Source organism: Caballeronia sp. INML2 (assembly GCF_023631365.1).
Classification (GTDB): domain Bacteria; phylum Pseudomonadota; class Gammaproteobacteria; order Burkholderiales; family Burkholderiaceae; genus Caballeronia; species Caballeronia turbans.
The window spans coordinates 42,038-59,926 of sequence record NZ_JALQDH010000080.1; the positions used below are offsets into that span (position 1 = coordinate 42,038).

The 17,889-nt window shown below is 61.4% G+C and carries 11 protein-coding genes; 1 reads left to right on the forward strand and 10 read right to left on the reverse strand.

Annotated elements, in window-relative coordinates; all coding sequences use genetic code 11:
- Positions 1 to 24: 24 nt before the first annotated feature.
- From NCT32_RS27650 to NCT32_RS27680, 7 genes are all read right to left on the reverse strand, one after another.
- Positions 25 to 909: a LysR substrate-binding domain-containing protein gene (locus NCT32_RS27650; RefSeq protein ID WP_250490673.1), complete on the reverse strand. Its 885-nt coding sequence runs from the start codon at positions 907 to 909 to the stop codon at positions 25 to 27.
- A gap of 168 nt (positions 910 to 1,077) precedes the next feature.
- Complete coding sequence (locus tag NCT32_RS27655; RefSeq protein WP_250490674.1) at positions 1,078 to 1,941, reverse strand: 4Fe-4S dicluster domain-containing protein; 864 nt, start codon at positions 1,939 to 1,941, stop codon at positions 1,078 to 1,080.
- Between the two features lie 10 nt (positions 1,942 to 1,951).
- Entirely contained in the window at positions 1,952 to 4,930 is a 2,979-nt protein-coding gene (locus NCT32_RS27660; protein WP_250490675.1) for a molybdopterin-dependent oxidoreductase, read from the reverse strand.
- 264 nt (positions 4,931 to 5,194) lie between these two features.
- Positions 5,195 to 5,935, reverse strand: coding sequence for an OmpW family protein (locus tag NCT32_RS27665; protein ID WP_250490676.1), 741 nt, complete (start codon positions 5,933 to 5,935; stop codon positions 5,195 to 5,197).
- Between the two features lie 735 nt (positions 5,936 to 6,670).
- On the reverse strand, positions 6,671 to 8,647 hold the full coding sequence (locus tag NCT32_RS27670; protein ID WP_250490677.1) for an acyl-CoA synthetase: 1,977 nt from the start codon (positions 8,645 to 8,647) through the stop codon (positions 6,671 to 6,673).
- On the reverse strand, positions 8,644 to 9,600 hold the full coding sequence (locus NCT32_RS27675) for a fumarylacetoacetate hydrolase family protein (protein WP_250490678.1): 957 nt from the start codon (positions 9,598 to 9,600) through the stop codon (positions 8,644 to 8,646). Before NCT32_RS27675 ends, NCT32_RS27670 begins: the two co-directional genes overlap by 4 nt.
- Positions 9,601 to 9,634: 34 nt before the next feature.
- Positions 9,635 to 10,705: a VOC family protein gene (locus NCT32_RS27680; protein WP_250490729.1), complete on the reverse strand. Its 1,071-nt coding sequence runs from the start codon at positions 10,703 to 10,705 to the stop codon at positions 9,635 to 9,637.
- A gap of 353 nt (positions 10,706 to 11,058) precedes the next feature.
- Between NCT32_RS27680 and NCT32_RS27685 the strand changes: the two genes are divergently transcribed.
- Complete coding sequence (locus NCT32_RS27685) at positions 11,059 to 11,814, forward strand: TetR/AcrR family transcriptional regulator (RefSeq protein ID WP_250490730.1); 756 nt, start codon at positions 11,059 to 11,061, stop codon at positions 11,812 to 11,814.
- Between the two features lie 240 nt (positions 11,815 to 12,054).
- Here NCT32_RS27685 and NCT32_RS27690 read toward each other — a convergent pair whose 3' ends face one another.
- Genes NCT32_RS27690 through NCT32_RS27700 form a run of 3 tightly spaced genes read right to left on the reverse strand, consistent with a single transcriptional unit; the run spans position 12,055 to position 17,881 of the window.
- Complete coding sequence (locus NCT32_RS27690; RefSeq protein ID WP_250490679.1) at positions 12,055 to 13,530, reverse strand: efflux transporter outer membrane subunit; 1,476 nt, start codon at positions 13,528 to 13,530, stop codon at positions 12,055 to 12,057.
- Between the two features lie 2 nt (positions 13,531 to 13,532).
- The gene (locus NCT32_RS27695) at positions 13,533 to 16,706 is read right to left on the reverse strand and encodes an efflux RND transporter permease subunit (RefSeq protein WP_250490680.1); all 3,174 of its coding nucleotides are present in this window, start codon (positions 16,704 to 16,706) and stop codon (positions 13,533 to 13,535) included.
- Complete coding sequence (locus NCT32_RS27700) at positions 16,703 to 17,881, reverse strand: efflux RND transporter periplasmic adaptor subunit (protein WP_409241545.1); 1,179 nt, start codon at positions 17,879 to 17,881, stop codon at positions 16,703 to 16,705. Before NCT32_RS27700 ends, NCT32_RS27695 begins: the two co-directional genes overlap by 4 nt.
- Positions 17,882 to 17,889: the final 8 nt, after the last annotated feature.

Here is a 17,889-nt window from a genome sequence, read left to right on the forward strand (position 1 = left end):
TAAAGGGTCGGCGGCTTGTCAGAGCTATTCGCTGAGCAACGTGAGCAGCCATCGGCGGAAGATCTTCAGTGCATCCGATTGCGGACGCGCCGTCGGCCACGCGAAATAGTAGGTGTGATGCCCGCGATCGAGCTCGAACGAAAACGGCGCGACGAGCAGACCGCTTTCGAGTTCGCCGAGCACCAGCGCCTTCTGCGCCATCGCCACACCATGCCCTTCTATCGCTGCCTGGTACGCGAGCAGCGACGTTTCATAGCGCATTTCGCGGCGCCGCGCGTTCAATGGAAAGCCCGCTGCCTTCAGCCATAGCGTCCAGTCTTCCGGGCGCGCGAGCGTGTGCAGAAGCGTCTCGCCCTGCAACTGCGAGCGTGCCTTGACCTGCCTGGATGGCGCGGCGACCGGCACGAGCTCGTTCGCGATCAGACGTTGCACGCGCAGGCCGGGCCATTTGCCGTCGCCTAGCTGAATGCCGCCGTCAATGTCCTCACGCGCAAAATTCAGCGGAGCCGGGGATGTCGTCAATTGCACGTCGATGTTTTCGTGCAGCCGATGAAAGCTCGCGAGACGCGGTATCAGCCAGCGCACCGCGAACGTCGCGGGCGAGCGGATCTTGAGCACGCGCGCGCGACGCTCGGAGGAACGCAGGCTGTCGGTGGCGTCGCGCAGCGATGCGAACAGCGGCATGAGTTCCGCCAGATACCGCGCGCCCGCCGACGTCAGCTCCAGTCGCCCTTTCACCCGCTCGAACAAATCGACGCCCAAGTAAGTTTCCAGCGTACGCACCTGCCGGCTGACGGCGGCGGGCGTCACGGCCAGCTCGTCAGCGGCCTTGGAGATGCTCAGCAGGCGTCCGGTCGCCTCGAACGCCCGGGCGGGATTTAACGGGGGAAGCGGTGCTCGACGTTCCATGGCCTATCCGTGTAGAAGCATGATGAGATTGTCGCTCGAAATGCCCGAAGGACGGTTCAGAACGTGGCCACGCGCCAGATAGTGAAGCACGGAACAGCGGGGACGGAGAAAAAGACTATTTCGGCGGCGTGCGAATCGCGCAGCGTGTCGTCCACTCGATCACGATGATTACGCGAGTTCCACGTCGATGGTCGACTGGGCGAGGCGGATCTCGCCCAAATAAGCGCTTTCGCCCAACTCGCATTCCCGGCAGGCGTTGCCGAGCGCATGACGGATTTCGACACGGTACGTGCCGCTTCCCTTGGCCAGGCCGCCGAACCGGAAATCACCGAAATCGTCCGAGACGGTTTCGGCCAGCTTTTGATCGCCGACATACAGGGCGACCGCGGCACCCGGTACGCACTCGACCACGTCGCCTATACGAGCGCTGACGCTCGCGCCGATGAAGCAGGTCTCCCAACGCTCCAAGCCGCTGTACCACACACGCGGCTGCGTGCCCAAGTTCGGCCGCAATACTTTGAGTCCCTCACGCCGGGCCTTCTCGGACATCGCTGCATCATCAACCTTGACCGTCTCGAATACATCGGTAGGGCATGACTGCTGGCAACGTGGCTGAGGCCAGCCCTGGTCGAGTAGATGGGCATCAAAAATCCACGTCTGCGGCAGTTGCAGTTCTTCGTTCCAGACGATCGCCTGATACGGGCACGACTTCACGATGTCTTTGCGGCCCCGCGCCTTCTCCGGATCGATGATGACGATGCCGTCGGCGCGTTTGCGAATGGCGTCGCCGCCCACCCGCATGCACGGTGCTTCGTCGCAGTGGTTGCACATCACAGGCAGATAGGTGGTCTCGACCATATGCGAGTCGCCCTGAACCCGGCGCAATATGCGCAGGGGGCTGACCGCATCTGCCGCAGCGGGCGCGGCATACCCGGGGAAGTCGTTGCCGACATGCTCATCCCGTCCGGCGATGACGCAGTTCTGGCAGTTTTCGCAACGCCCGACTTTGACGATCAGGTTCCACTTGTTCACTCTATGTTCCTCATGCTGCGCGACCGAGCATGAACGCCTCGGCACTTTTCCACTTTTCGACCTGTACGAGGCAGGAGTTAGGGCTCATGCTGCTTGTGCCGGCGGTTTGCGGCCGGTCAGGGGTAAGCATATTCATGCAACCTCCGATTTCGACGCGCTCGCCATCGATTTCAATCAGCTTGAATTCGGCGCTCGCCTCGTACGACTTGACGACTCCCGCATTGACCAGGGGAGAGACATCGGCCGCGCAGATCACAGCGCCTCGGTCGTTATAAACTTTGACGAGGTCGCGATGCGAAATGCCCCGGATGACCGCGTCTGCTCGACTAAGTCTCAGCAGCCAGAAGCGGTGTCCGCCGATTAATGCGCGATGGTCTTCGACACTGTTGACCGAGGAATTCTTCCCGTCGCAATGGGTATGGAAGCTGTAGCGGCTGTGGGTGGCGATCAACTGCAGCGGATAGCGCTGAGCCTGTTCCGAGCGCAGTCCCTCCCAGGAAGGGATGTATCGGTTGAGCGCGGGTCGCTCGGGATTGTCTGCGGTGTGCCGCTTCAGCAACTCCGGCACAAATTCCAGCTTGCCACTTGGCGTCTGCAGGCCCATGCCGAATTTCTCGGCGAACTGGGACGGTAGCGGATGCGGTTCTTGCAGGTCCTTGCGGCGGCCCTCCGCGAACCAACGCATGTCCACCGGATGGCGCAACTCGGGCTTTTCGGGGGGCACGACAAAATAGCCCTTGCGGCAGAATTCGCGCCACGAAACATGATCGGGCAGATCCGATGAGTCGAAGACTCGCTTGACCCAATCCAACTCGCTGCATCCCTCGGTAAATACGCCGCCCAAGCCCAACCGGGTCAAGATGGCGGTGAAGATGTCGTAGTCCGAACGGGACTCACCCAGAGGCTCGATGCACTTGTGCTGCAGCATCAACATGCGATGATTCACCGTGCCATGCCCATGGTGCGCGTAGCCGCCGGAATTCGACCATTCACCGATGTCCCAGCGCTCGAGCGCAGTACACGCAGGCAGGATGATGTCGGCAAATTGGGCTTCGCCCTCCATCCAGATCGACTGGTTGACCACGCACTCGATGCTGGGGTGCCGGTAAGCCTCGGCCCAACGTCCGGAATTCGTCACTGTGCTAAACGCGGACCCGCCGTAACGATAGATCATGTGGATCGGCGAATACCCAGGCATGGGGTAGCTGAATGGGGCGAACTGGGCTTCCTGAGAAATGCCGTCCCAAAGATAGCCGATCGCCTGGCCGTTGATGATGGCATCGGGCAGTTGCTGCCGCGGCACCATTTGCTTGACCGGGTTCATGGTCAGAATGTGCGGCATGCGCTGGTAATTGTTGACCGCATTCGCGGTCCACGCGAGGTCGCCGGAAATGCCACCATCCGCATAGCCGGGGAAATAGAAATGGAGGTCGTGAGGCGCACCGACTTCAAGGCAGCCGAAATTGACCCCCGGCTTACCCCAACCCCGCATCGCCATCATCATGACCATGCAGCGCGCCCATTGCGCTCCGGTCGCGCCACGGCCTGCTCCACCGAATCCCGCGCCAGTCATACCAACGGCGAGATGGACCTTCTTGCTCCCCCATAGGCGCGCCAGCGCTCGGACGTCCTTGGCGGGCACGCCGGTCTCGCTCTCCTGCCACTCGGGCGTCTTTCGAACGCCGTCCGTCTCGCCCAGCAGATAGGCCTTCCACTCGTCGAATCCGGTCGTGCGGGTGGCGATGTAATCCTTGTCGCACAAGCCCTCCACGGCCCACACATACATGATCGCCGTAGCCAAGGCGGCATCGGTTTGCGGTCGAACGGGAATCCAGCGCCCGCCCAGCAGTTGGGCAGTGGGATTGCAGTGCGGGTCGATATGAACGAACTCGATGCCGAGTTCCTTGGCCCATAGGCGCCGCGGTGTCCCTTCGAAACCCGCATAGGCCCCGTTGGTGCTTTCTGGATCGCAGGACCAGAAGACGATCATGTCGGCTTCCTGAAGACAATCCTCGATGCCGCCATAGCCGGACGGCACGCCGATGCGCATCGAGTTGCCGAAATGATGCATGGCGCCCCAGTACCAGCCTTCCCAACTGTCCGGATTGGCGGCGACCCGCGTAAAGCCAATGAGATTAGCGAAGCGTGTCAGCGCGCTGAGGTAATAACCCACATTGCCCCATTGGTGATGGGACGACATCGGGAAGGTGATGGAACCGGGACCGTGAACCCGCTTCTGCCGGTTGATTTCCTTGGCGACGATGTCCAAGGCCTCGTCCCAACTGATCCGGACATAGCCGGACTTTCCCCGGTTCTGGTGATTGCGTTCGCCATCAGCATCGAAATCGACCCGCTTCAAAGGATGAAGGATGCGCTTGTCGGAGTAGACGAGCGATTTGAGCGTCAATGCATGGGGCGCGACCAAGCCACGCCGCGGCGGGCTAAAGCGGCGTCCGCGCGCCTCGATGACCCAACTTGGCGCATCCTTGCTATCCAGATCGATGGGGGTGACCCGAACGACGCGGTCGTCCTTGACGTAGACGAACAGCGGCCCGCCGTTGGTACAGGTCGTGTAGCGGTGGGTGCCGTCACGCATAGGCATGCCCATCGGCAGGCCGACGGTCTGCATCATGCCCAGGGTTTGCAACAGCCAGACCAACAGTTCGTCCTCGCCCTCAGTGACCACTTTGAAGTTCTTGGCGGCGTGGATGATCTCGCCTTGGTCCGGACTGGGCGAGAGGAACTTAAGTGCCGTGGCGACATCCTTGAATACCATGCGCACGTCGGGCCGCGAATGCCTTCCGGCGCGCGACCGGACACGCCCGTTCTTGAACTTGATGACGCGGCCAATGCTTTCGTCCGCGAGTCCGATCCACGCCACAAGATCACGCTCCTTCAAGCGATCACGATAGGCGGGAAAGCGGCGTGCCGTCAGATCAAGGACCTTGGGCAACGCAAAAAGTATCGTCTTGAGAATCTGTCGTTTCATGATCCGATCCAAATTGAAGCTCGCCGCAAACGACTGACCGCATCTTCAATCGTCCAAGCAGCCCGGGCGAACCTCGTCATGCTGCGTTGAGGGTTGTAGACCTCGAAAGAGCGGGCCTTATCGTGGCAGCGCGCGTCGTGATATGTCGTAGTCGGCGATGAAAGCGCGGATCAAAAGCGAGTCCGGGGGCGCGAAACATGACGTATTCCATGTCTTGAATGAGCATTCAGCCCTCTCGGTTGGCGCACTGATGACCCGTACGCGCTAGAACGTATAGGCGACGTTCAGATAGACGTTAAGTGGATTGAGTCGTAGCGTCGAGGTGGAAACGACCTGTGTTCCCGTTGCGGTCTGCCCGTATAAGGTAAGGTGCGTCTTCACGGGGATATAGCCGACCGAAGTTCCGACCGACCAGTGTTTTGTAATCGCGTAACTCGCCCCGATTTCGAATACGGGATTCCACGATGAACTGAGCTCCGCGTGCGCCGAACCGCCGGGTCCCAGGTTATCGGTCACAAACTGGCTATTGGATATCCGAACCTGAGTGAACCACGTGTAGTTCACGCCAAGGCCTATGAAAGGACGGAATTTCGATGCGCCTGAAAACAGGTGGTATCGCAGTTCAATGGCGGGCGGCATCGGCTTGGTCGAGCCGAGGTTGCCGTACTTCTGTAGCGTCCCACCGCCAACCAGATTGACTGTGAGTGGCAGCCCAACGAGCATGGCGACACCAATGTTGTCCGTGACGTAGTACTCAGTGGCGATGCCCACTGTGTCCGTTGAGCTCGGATGCGCCCCGCTTCCGGCCAGCTGCTGACTCACGCCGACGCCCCCGATTTTTTCTACGGTAAGTGGCGTTGCGTCGCCCTGGGGCGCAACGTGAAGCCAACCTGTCGACAGTGTGATGCTCCCGGCGGACTGCGCGTAGGCGATCTCAGTGAGCGCAGCCGAGCAGATAAGTGCCGCGATGCCGGCGGAGCCGATCGTTCGCCTGTAATTCCTCAAGTGTCTTCTCCTGTCTCGTTGCTTGGATATTTTTATCAAGCCCGGTGCGTCAATTTGGAACAAATCCGCGCACCGTCACGGGTCGTGGGACGCTTTTCACAGTCATCGCCCGGGCACGAGGACCAGAAATCATGTGTTTACGTAGTTATACTAAGTAGCTATGAGAACGTGCTGTTTAACACCGCTGCCACCTCCTACACGTTTTGTTGAGACTCGTTTTCTCGTTCTCTTTTGCAGCGCTGTCTTCCCCGTTTCGCCGGGTGCCGTGAGCGGACACCGTCGCATCTCTACGCCTTGTCCCGCCTATATTTCCGGACATTCAATGCTTCAATCTTCCCACGCGCTAATATGCGCGCAACGCAAGGCGTTCAGCCTCGGGCGGGAACACGCACCAAGCACCGTCGCGATGGCGGAAGAAAAATCGTTCAACCGGCCCTGTCGGCAACATCAGCTTGATACGCACGCCGTGTTTCCGATTCGAGGCCGCATGACCGAATCGGGTAACACGAACCGGTACCGCAGAGGTTGGCCCCAGCCACTTTTCAACAAGCGATCGCAAGGACCTTTCCGTCACAACAATCATCCTCTCCCTCACCTGACCGTTCCAGGCCCGTAGCTCATTACGCTCGCAGTTGAAGCTCGCCACCGGGGCGAGTAGGCGTGACCGAATGCGCCGGCTGATATCGTGGTTCGTGTACCTTAGGCTGCCTGGGCATCTCCGATGCAGTTCGCCCGTCAGCGTTGCTCTACCCGAGATGGCTTCGCGGCGGAAGAGACCGTAAATGCGAACGGAAAGCGCCCAAGCGCGGATATCGCCAATGCTTCACGCGCGGGATTGGGAAGCTCGACGTAGAGTGCCATCCCGAGCGAGGCGTCCTCAATGATGCTAACGGCTGCATCCTCGACGCCCGCCTCCACTAATGCCATCCGTACGGCGTCTTCCGTTTCGCGGCGTCTTAGCGCGGGCTTAAAGATCTTGCCGACGCCCGTCAGCGGCATCGCATCCACGATGCGTATTCCTTTTGGAAACGCGGCCCGTTCGTTGATCTCGTGACGCAGAAACTCCGCCAATTCCGCCTCGGTCGTGACTGCGCCTGGCTTTAGCTGAACATACGCGACCGGCAACTCGCCCGCGTGCATATCTGGGCGCCCCACGGCTGCAGCGACCTGGACGGCGGGATGGCGATGCAGTGGCTCTTCAATTGCCGCCGGGTCGATGTTGTGTCCCCCCCGGATAATCAGCTCCTTTTTCCGGCCGGTGAGCCAGAAGTAGCCGTCGGCGTCGCAGCGACCGAGATCGCCGGTGTTAAGCCAGTTCCTGCCGTCACCCAGCTCTATCCAAATGTCATGGTTCTGCTCTGGGCAGGTATAGCCGACGAACACGTTGGGGCCGGAGATCACCAGTTGGCCGACCTCATTCGCATCGCAATCCCGTACATATCGGCCGGTTTCATCGACCAGCACTGCCTTCATCGCCTGCCCGGGAAGACGAAGTCCGATCGAACCGACCCTGCGTTCGCCAAACGGCGGATTCACGCTGCTCACGCAGGTACCTTCCGTAAGGCCGTAGCCCTCGAGGATTCTTATTCCTGTACGATCTTGGAAAGTGCGCAGTAATTCAACCGGCATAGGGGCGGCGCCGCACAGGCCATACTCGAGCGAACTGATGTCGTGTTCGCCAACCGGAACGTCCAGCAGCGACCCGTAGAGTGTCGGGACACCGCTAAAGAAGTTGATGCGATAGTGCTCGACAATCTCCCAGAAATGCCTTACAACACCCTCGCCCCGATAGCCTTGCGGTGTGCCGAGCACGATGTGGGCGCCGCGTGAGAACCCCAGCAGCCCTGTCACCGTCACGGCGTTGACATGGAACAGCGGCAATCCGCAAAAAATCACTTTGCCGGGGCCGATGCTCTCGCCAAAGAATTTACCCGCGTTCAACGCATTCGCCACCTCGTTGCCGTGCCGGCGTATCGCAATCTTCGGCAATCCCGTGGTGCCGCCCGTGCAGAAATAGGACGATATGTCATCGGGGCTGATTCGAAGCGTGCCGCTGAGCGCAACGCCCGACTCATGTTCGATCGCGGTGCTGTAATCGTGGATGTCAATCTGCGAAGGAACCGCGCTACGCACACCGCACTCGCCATACAACCGCGAACACTCGCCACGCTGGAGCATCCGCGCCACGAATCGCTTCTCGACCGGCATTCGGTCGATCAGATTGACGAGCACCAGATGCCGTAGTGCAGGAACCTTGTGCAACACGGACTGCACCTTCTGCCAAAGGTCAACCCCGCCCATCGGCGCCAGTGTGACAAGCACGCTTGCCCCTGAGGCGATCAGCAGCTCGCCGATGGCCTCACCTTCAAGCAGCGGATTGATGGCGCAGACAATCCCGGCCGCTTCGCCGCCCCAGATCACGAAGTGCGTCTCGGGGAGGTTGGGTAGTACGTAGGCAACAACCGAGTTGCGTTGAACGCCCAGTCGGGAGAACAGGTTCGCGGTGCGGGTGACATCGCGCACAAGGTCACGATACGTCCAGCTTTCGGCGTTTCGATAGTCGTCAGCCGTGGCGAAGAACGAAAGTGCCAGTGCCGATGGATTGATGGCGGCACCCCGGCAGATCATCTCGTAAGTGCTCGACGGGAGATCGGCCTCCTGCCCCTGCGCTTCGATAGCAAGGACGTCCTGTACGTGTGCGACGCCTTTCATGCTGCCTCTTTGACAACAACGTTATGCTGCACGCCCAGATTGATCGAGCGGTCGGAGCTGGCAATGTGCGCTTCTACGACGTCCCCCACCTGCAGGTATTGCGGCCTCTCCTCCTGCATCTTCAAGAAAAGCCGCCATTTTTCGACCTCAGGCAGCTGCGCCGCGGCGCGCTGCTTTTCGGGTGACGGGATGCTCAGTGCACAGCCGGAGGGCGTACCGGTTGCGAGCAGGTCGCCGGCGTGCAAGTCGTGTATGCGGGAAAGCTCCGTCAACGTCTCTGCCGGACCATAGACGAGACCCGCCGTGGTGTCGTTCTGGCGGACCGTTCCGTTGACCGTCAGCGTCAACACGAGCTCCTTTAACTTTGGAAAGTCCTCTTTCTCGAGGAGGCAAAGATAAGGACCGATGGGACCAAACGTCCGATAGCTCTTGCCCTTGTAGAACTGCATTTGCGGAATCTGGATATCGCGCGCGGAGTAATCGTTCACGATCACGGCGCCAGCAATGTATTCATGCAGGTTCTCGTCGGTGACCGTTTCGCGGGAGGTGATGTCGCGCTTGAGTACCAAACCGAGCTCGATCTCGTAGTCCAGGAAACGAACTTCGCTTGGTTTCACCACGTGCGAATTCGCCGGGACGATGCAGCTTGTCGCCTTCGTGAAGATCATATTGAATTTCTTCACGTCCGGGTCCATGCCAGACTCAATCATGTGCTGGCGATAATTCGCACCCTGGCAGATGAACTGTTGATTGGCCGTCACGGGCGATAGCCATTGCACTTTGGACTCCGGAATCGTCGGAGCGCCGAGCATCAGTAACCGTTCAAGCGGGTTGCCCTCGATAAACTCAGCGGTCGACTTGAACTTGCCGGGAATTGGGGTGATGGCGCCATGAGCAACCACGCCCCACTGCGCGCGGCCATCATGCAAGTAATGCAGAACGTGAAGTGCCATTTATTGATCTCCAGGTGCCATGGAAGAGGTTGGTTCAGGCGAAAATCTTCGCCAGTGTCCGCAGCTTGCTCAGCGTCAGATCGGGACTACGGCGCAAGTTTCTGAAGAGCGCCACGATGCTCGCGGGGGTAAGGCTCGGCTTCGTGAAGCTGCGCGGCATCGTCGGCCCCCACTGTGCCATCGCCTCACGGCTCACCGCGTGCACGCCCGTCGGCACATCGGCGGTAAACAGATCGCCGTCGCAATAGTGCTCGTGCTTGTTGCCCCACGGGTCCTGCCAGTAGTCAAAGATCTGGCTGCCCAGGATATGTCGGCCAATCCCCCACGCGTGCGTCCAGCCCTTCTCGCGCAGGACGCGCTGACCCATGCCGACCGCGTCGGCATCGACAAGCTCATACGCGCTATGGCTGTAGGTGGGCAGAAAGCCTTGTGCGAACGCAAGCGTATGATGATCGGCCGGCTTGTCACCCAGGTCGAGCCGCATGAACGCAACGACGGGCGAGCCATCGGGAAGCACCTGCACATCGCTCGGGATGAAGCCGAAGTGCTGCGTGTACCATGCGCACGTTTCCTGATAGTCGGCGAGTTCGAGCACGACATGTCCGAGCCGGATAATTTCCGGAGCGTTCTCGGGCGGCCGCTGCGTCCCATTGATGCGGACGGTCGCATCTACGGAGTTGAACGGCAATGCTGGCCGATGGGACAACGGCGCAGTGCGCTCCTGGCCCCATATCGCGTCCACGCGAAAACCTGACGGGTCCGTCAGTCGTACTACATAGCCGCCGCCTGCCAAGGGGAACCGTTCGACACCCGAAGCGCCAGGCAGTTTTGCGAGTGCATCAAGATCGGCCCTGTTATCGACCTGCAATCCGAAGCCGACGAACCGGGTTTTCGAAGCCTTCCGAACGACATAGCAGAAGGGCGAAGCGCCCGTTCCCCGCAAGAGGAGGAGCGCCTCACTCCGCGACACGGTTCGAAGCCCGAAGTCATTGAGAAACTGCTCGGCTTTCTCAAGGTCTGGCCGATCGAATATCAGATAGGCCAATGCCGACGCTTTGGTCGTGGGATTGGGGTGGCGGGCCGGATGCGCAGTGGTCAGTTTCATAGAATATTCACGCGGTGTGGATAGCGGTTTCGAGACGCCAGGCAGTGTCGCGCTCACTGGCTAACCAGCAGTGCTGTCCTGGCAAGGAAAGCGTCGTAGGGTTGCGCCCACCGGTTCGCAACCCACCAATAGAACATCCGCCGCTGGCGGAAGCGTTTCGATCCGCTGACCAGCCCGGCCGTGCGAGGCGAACGGCCCGGCACCTTCCTTTGATGTTGTCTCCACAGTCACTCCGTCTCCATTTAGAAGGCCGGCTCTCCGCGGCCGTTCATGACATTAAACTCATCGCTGATCGTTTTGTCAATATAGAGGTTTGCATCTATACTGCGTGTATAACCAGACTTGGGATCACTATGACGAACGCGATAAATCGCCGGCCGGCCAAACGTTCCAGCGCTGCTGCACCCGTCACTCCGCCTCCCGTCGCAGAAGAGCGGGAGCCACGCGGCGCGCGCCGCAAACGCGAGACACGTGCCCGTCTGCTCGACGCCGCCCTCAGGTTGATGGCCGAAAAGGGCATGGAGGGCGTCGCGATCAACGAAATCACCGAGGCCGCCGACGTCGGTTTCGGCTCGTTTTACAACCACTTCGAATCGAAGGAAGCGATCTACGCGACGCTCGTCGATAACGTGTTCGAAGAATTCGCGAACATGCTCGATCGCCTTGCGGGCGGCATTACCGACCCCGCAGAGGTGGTCGCCGTCTCTGTGCGCCACACTGTCCTGCGGGCGCGGCACGATCCGGTGTGGGGGCGTTTCCTGATCCGTGAAGGGTTTTCTGCGCGCGCGATGAGCCGCGGGCTGGGCCAGCGGCTACTGCGCGACATCGGCAACGGCATTGCCGCAAAACGGTTCGTCGTTGCCGACCCGTTTATCGGATTTCTCGCAGTGGGCGGCACGGTCCTCTGCGCGATCGCCGCCGAGCTGAACTTCGTCGCGCCTGGCGCGAACGCGGCGGGCGTGCTGAAAGAACTCGGCTTCAGCGGCGAGCACTTCCCGGAGCGCACGGCAGCGATGTTGCTGCAAACGCTCGGGCTAAAGCGCGCTGAGGCGGAAAAGATTGCGGCGCGGCCACTGCCCATCGTCGATGAAGCCGTCGAGGAAAATTGAGGATCGCGAAGCGAGCAAATCCGTTGGTCATGCTCTGGCAGGACTGACCAACGGCCGGGCGTACAATACCGTCGCGCCGCGCTCCGATGACGTGAACAGGCAGCGCAGCGTCCTCTGACACTCGTTTTCCGCAGCGGGGCGTCTGTCGTTGTATGTTCCAAACGCCTATCGTCTGGTTCGGGCTGAACGGCGAGGACGATCCGATCCGGCCAGATCGCCCTTGCACGTTCAACAATGCCGTCATTGCGTTGAAGTTTTCGTTGACGCAGCCGTCTGCTGAGCCGCGGGTAGTTCGCCCATCGCCTGGAACAATGCCGCTGTATCACTCATGCGCTGGGCCGCTGCGCGCGTGGTACCTATCTGGGCGTTGAGATACCTTGCCTCGGTAGCATGGGTTGCCGCCGAAGACAGTGAGCCCATGCGATGGCGCGACGCCGTATCGTCGAATGCCTCACGCGCGGCTTCTGTCGCGGCCTCGTTCGAAGCGAGCGTCTGCGCGTCGTTATCGAGCGCGGCAAGAGAATTCGCCACATCCTGGAAGGCAGAGAGCACCGTCGACTTGTAGTGCAATACAGCGGCGTCGTATGCGTCGATCGATGCGCGGCGCTGTGCGAACAGCGCGCCACCATGAAAGATCGGCTGCGAAAGGCCCGCGCCGATAGCCCACAGGCCGCCCGCGCCTGAGAGCACTGCTGGCCAGCTGAAGCCCCCGCGCCCCATCGATCCGGTTAGCGACAGGCTCGGAAAGAGTTGCGCGGTTGCAGCCCCCACGTCGGCCGCTGCTGCCTTGACGGCCGCGTCGGCGGCCCGGATATCCGGACGCGAGCGCAGCAGGTCCGAAGGCACGGCAACCGGTACATGCTCGGGCAGCGACAGGCTATCGAGATCGGGCACGCTCGGCGCGTTGTCCGGCGTGCGGCCGATCAACACCGCCAGCGCATGGATCGCGAGCGCGCGTTGCTGACGCAGCGCCGGCAGCGTCGCCGCGATGGCAGCGGCGTCCTGTTTCGACGCAAGCGCCTGTGCGCGCGAGACCGAGCCCAGCGCGTAGCGCTGCTGATCCTCGTTTGCGGCATCGCCGGACACCGCAACGAGACGCTCGCTGAGCGCGATCTGCCGGTCGAGCGCCGCCACATTGATCGCGCTGCCGACGATGTTCGCGGCAAGCGCACGACGCGACGCCTCCAGTTCAAACGCCTGCGCGTTCACACGGGCCGCGCTCGCCGAATTCATATACCGCGTCTGGCCGAACAGGTCGAACGTGTAATGCGCGAGCAGTTGCCCGGCAAAGAAGTTGTATTGCACCTGCTCAGGGCCAAGCCCCGGCACGACGGGTGAACGCGCGCGCTCGACCTGCACGGCGCCGTCGATGGACGGCAGCGTCGATGCGCCCACCTGCGCGCGAAGTTCCTCTTGTGCTGCAGCAAGCGTGCGCTGCGTCGCCGCGAGCGTCGGACTGTTGCGCAAGCCTTCGTCGACGAGGGCATCGAGGCCGTCGGAACGGTAAAGATGCCACCATTGCGGAACCGCAGTTGCGCCGACATCGAATGTCTGTACGACACCACCCGCATCCACGGTCTTCGACGGCTGCGCCTGGGCGCCATAGCGCGGGGGCGACGGCGTGGCCGGCGGCTCACCGCTGGGCCCGAACGAGCAAGCCGTCACAGTGAGTGCCGCGGCCACAGCCACCGCGGATGTCTTGTATGTAAAATTCATGATCAAACCTCCGCATGCTCGACGACGACGGGTTGCGCACTGCGCTCGTCGCGGCGCACCCTGAAGCACGTCGCGTAGAGCGCTGGCAAAAAGAACACCGTCAGCATGGTGGCGACGGTGATGCCGCCCATCAGTGCAGTCGCCATGGGTCCGAAGAAGCCCGAGCGAAGTAGCGGGATCAGAGCAAGCACGGCAGCGGCGGCCGTCAGCATGATGGGCCTGAAGCGCCGCACCGTTGCGCCGATAATGGCGTCGTAGCGCGCGTGCCCCGCCGCGATGTCCTGGTCGATCTGGTCGACCAGAATCACGGAGTTGCGCATGATGATGCCGAACATCGCAATCACACCGAGGAGCGCGACAAACCCGAACGGTTTGCCGAACAGCAGCAGTGCAGTCACCACCCCAATAAGCCCCAGCGGCGCCGTCAGCACGACGATAAACGTGCGCGCGAAGTTCTTTAGCTGGATCATCAGCAGCGTCAGCACGGCGATGATCATCAGCGGCATTTCCGCGTTGATCGACGTCTGGCCCTTCACGCTCTCTTCGACCGCTCCGCCCACCTCGATCCGATATCCGACGGGCAGCTTAGAGCGCACAGCGGTAAGTGCGCGCTCGATGTCGCGCGTGACGTCGATGCCCTGCGCGTCGCCGCGCACGTCCGCCTGCACGGTGATGGTCGGCTGGCGATCGCGCTCCCAGATCACGCCGTATTCCAACGTGTTGCGCACATGCCCGAGCGAGCCGAGCGGCACCGCGCCGTTCGGTGTCGGGATGGCGAGGCTCGTAAGCTTCGCGGGGTCGACGCGCTCGCTCTTCGGCGCACGTAGGTCGACATTGATCAGCTTGTCGCGCTCGCGATACTGCGTGACCGTGTAGCCGGACAACGTCATGGCGAGGAAGCTGGACACGTCCTCCGATGTGACGCCAAGCTGGCGGGCCCTGTTCTGGTCGATCTCGAACGAGATTGACCGTTCGGCCGGCTCGTCCCAGTCGAACTGGACGTTGCGCGTCCGTGAGTCGGCGCGGACCTTCTGCGCAACGGTGTCCGCGAGCGTGCGCACCGTTGCGATATCGTCACCGCTCACGCGGAACTTGATCGGGAAACCCACAGGCGGCCCGTTTTCGAGGCGCGCGACGCGTGTGCGCACGCCGGAAAAGTCCTTTTCCAGTTTCCCGTCGAGCCAGTGCATCAACGCCTCGCGCGTCTCCACGTCTTTGGCCGTGACGATGAACTGCGCGAAGTTGGGCTGCTGAAGCTGCTGGTCGAGCGGTAGATAGAATCGCGGCGCACCGGTGCCGACGAAGTCGACGAAGTGGTCGATCCCGGGCTTACCATCGAGAATTTTCTCCAAACGCTTTGATTCACGTAATGTCGCCTCGAACGAAGCACCTTCCGGGAGCCTCAGGTCGACGAGCAGCTCCGGGCGCTCGGAGTTGGGGAAGAATTGCTGCGGGACCCGCGTGAACGCTCCCATCGCAATGACGAAGAGCACGGCGGTGACCCCGAGCACGACCCAGCGTCGGTCAATGCACAACGCGACCCAGCCCGACAGGCGCCGATAGAAGCCCGTGTTGTAGACGTCGTGTTCATGGTCGTGGCCGCCGCTCGCATGATCCTTGCGCTCCGGAAGCAGGTGAAACCCCAGCAACGGCACAAGCACGACGGCTGCGAACCACGAGACGACGAGCGAAATGGCCGAGACTTCGAAGATCGAGCGCGTGTACTCGCCCGTGCTCGATTTCGCAAGCGCAATCGGGAGGAAGCCCGAGACGGTCACAAGCGTGCCCGTCAGCATGGGGAATGCCGTACTCGTGTACGCAAAGGCCGCCGCGCGCACGCGGCTCCAACCCTGCTCGAGCTTCACGGCCATCATTTCGACGGCAATGATCGCGTCGTCGACGAGCAGCCCCAACGCGAGCACGAGCGTGCCAAGCGACACCTTGTCCAATCCAATGCCGAACAAGTGCATGCATAGCGCCGTCACTGCCAGGACGATCGGGATCGTGATGACGACGACCATGCCCGTTCGCAAGCCCAGCGAGATGAGGCTGACAACCAGCACGATCGCCACTGCTTCGCCAACCGCCTCGACGAAGTCGTCTACTGAATGCTTAACCGCATGCGGCATGCTTGAGACGGCCGCGAGTTTGAGACCCGCTGGCAATGAGGCCTGCAGTTCAGCCGTCCTCGCGTCCAGTGCCTTACCGAGATTGATGACGTCGCCGCCCTTTTGCATGGTCACGCCGATGCCGAGTACCGCTTGACCGCCGAGGCGCGTTTGGGTAACTGGCGGATCGTCGTAACCGCGTTTGATCGTCGCAATGTCGCCGAGGCGGAACGCACGCTTGTTCACCGTGATCAGCATGTCCGCGAGCGCCTGCTCATCCTTGAAAGCGCCGCTCGGCCGTACAAACACACGGTCGTCCGCCGTCGTAATAGTGCCCACGGGTGCGACGGTGTTCTGCGCATCGATGGCCTGGGCGAGTTGCTGCGGCGTGATCGACAGTCGCGTCAGCTGCGCATTCGAAATTTCGACAAAGATGTGCTGATCGGGATCGCCGAAGTATTCGACCTTTGCCACGCCAGGCACGCGCAACAAGACGGTACGCAGCTTGTCTGCGTAGTCATGCAGTTGCGCGGGCGTGAAGCCGTCGTCTTCGAGCGCATAGATGTTCGTGTAGACGTCGCCGAACTCGTCGTTGAAGAATGGTCCTACCACGCCTTTCGGAAGCGTTGCCCGTATGTCGCCCACCTTCTTGCGCACCTGATACCAGGTCTCGGGCACCTCCTTAACAGGCGCCGAGTCCTTCATCGCGAAGAAGATCATCGACTCGCCTGGGCGCGAATAGCTCTTGATATTGTCCACATAGGGGGCCGCCTGCAGTTGGCGACCGATCCGGTCCGTGATCTGTTCCTGCACGTCGCGGGACGCAGCGCCCGGCCAGTAGGTCTTGATGACCATGGTCCGAAAGGTGAACGGCGGATCTTCCGATTGTGCTAGCTGCGTATAACCGATCACACCAAAGAGCGTCATCAGACCGATCAGAAAGATCACAAGCTGCTGATGCCGCAGCGCCCAGGCAGACAGATTGAAACCGGTTCCGCCAGCGGCGGCATTATCAGAAGCATTCACGGGCGCGCTCGCGCGCGCGCTTTCATGGTCGCGCGCGTTCATGTCGGGAAGTTCTCCTGATGAAGCGGAGGCACCGCCTGCACCTGCTGGCCTGAACTCACGGCATGCACGCCTTGCAGAACGACCCGGTCGCCGTCATGCAGGCCCGAACTCACCGAGACCGTGCGCTCGTCATATCGCTCGATCGTGACCGGGCGCAGCTCGAGCGTATTGCTGCCGTTACGCACGACCCAGACGGCCGGATTCTCGCCCTTGTGAAAGAGCGCCGTCACCGGCAGTGTGAACGGCTCGCCCGAAGCGCTATCGTCGGCCACGTCGAACATCACATTTGCCGTCATGCCAAGGCGCACTTGCGGACCCGGTGCAGCCAGCGTCAACTTCACCCGCCATGTGCGGCTTTCGCTATCGGCCGCGGCCGACACCTCACGCACCCGCGCTTCGAGCGTCTTGCCCGGCAGCGCCGCCAATGTGACGCGCGCTCGTGCCCCGATCGTCAACGCGTTCAGTGCCCGTTCCGGCGCGTCACAGACGATGTCGACGTCGCCCGTCCAATCAACGTGATAGACGGCCTGCGTGGCCTGCATGTTCTGTCCGGTATCGGCATCCTCCGATGTGACCACACCGTCATGGTCAGCTGTCAGCGCCGTGTAGCGCAGTTGATCGGTCGCGAGCGCCATCTGGGCTCGCGCCGAATCGCGCTGCGCCAGAGCCGTCGCATAGGCATCCTGAGTCTGCTCTAGTTGCGCTGCGGCGATCAGGTTCGCGTGCGCCTGCGCCTGATCACGGTCAAGCTGCTGCTTGGCGAAGCTGAGCCGATGCTCGGCGGCGGCCAACAGTGCTCTTGCATTGGCAAGGTTGTTGCGCAGATCGGTTGGGTCAAGTAACGCAACCGTCTGCCCCGCCTTGACCGAATCGCCGATGCGCACTCGTCGCTCGATGATTTTGCCGCCCACGCGAAACGACAGGGGTGTGGAGTAACGGGCCTGGACCTGCGCAGGCAACGAGGCACTCGCGTTGTTCGCATCCGGATGAACCGCAAGGGCGACAACCGGTTTGGCTTCCGGCACGACGGCTTCGCGCTGGTGGCATGCCGAAAGAAGGATTGCGCCGCACGCCGCGACGACAACGGGTAACCGGTGCGTCGACCGGAACAAGAAGGGTAACAAAGAGCGCGCCCGTTTTAGCGCGACGGGTCCGGATAGTTTCACGATGTTCACAAGGCAGG

Bases quoted from the DNA above. Each gene is read 5' to 3' on its own strand.
- NCT32_RS27650 (WP_250490673.1), bottom strand. From the start codon at position 909: ATGGAACGTCGAGCACCGCTTCCCCCGTTAAATCCCGCCCGGGCGTTC.
- NCT32_RS27660 (WP_250490675.1), bottom strand. From the start codon at position 4,930: ATGAAACGACAGATTCTCAAGACGATACTTTTTGCGTTGCCCAAGGTC.
- NCT32_RS27670 (WP_250490677.1), bottom strand. From the start codon at position 8,647: ATGAAAGGCGTCGCACACGTACAGGACGTCCTTGCTATCGAAGCGCAG.
- NCT32_RS27675 (WP_250490678.1), bottom strand. From the start codon at position 9,600: ATGGCACTTCACGTTCTGCATTACTTGCATGATGGCCGCGCGCAGTGG.
- NCT32_RS27680 (WP_250490729.1), bottom strand. From the start codon at position 10,705: ATGAAACTGACCACTGCGCATCCGGCCCGCCACCCCAATCCCACGACC.
- NCT32_RS27685 (WP_250490730.1), top strand. From the start codon at position 11,059: ATGACGAACGCGATAAATCGCCGGCCGGCCAAACGTTCCAGCGCTGCT.
- NCT32_RS27690 (WP_250490679.1), bottom strand. From the start codon at position 13,530: ATGAATTTTACATACAAGACATCCGCGGTGGCTGTGGCCGCGGCACTC.
- NCT32_RS27695 (WP_250490680.1), bottom strand. From the start codon at position 16,706: ATGAACGCGCGCGACCATGAAAGCGCGCGCGCGAGCGCGCCCGTGAAT.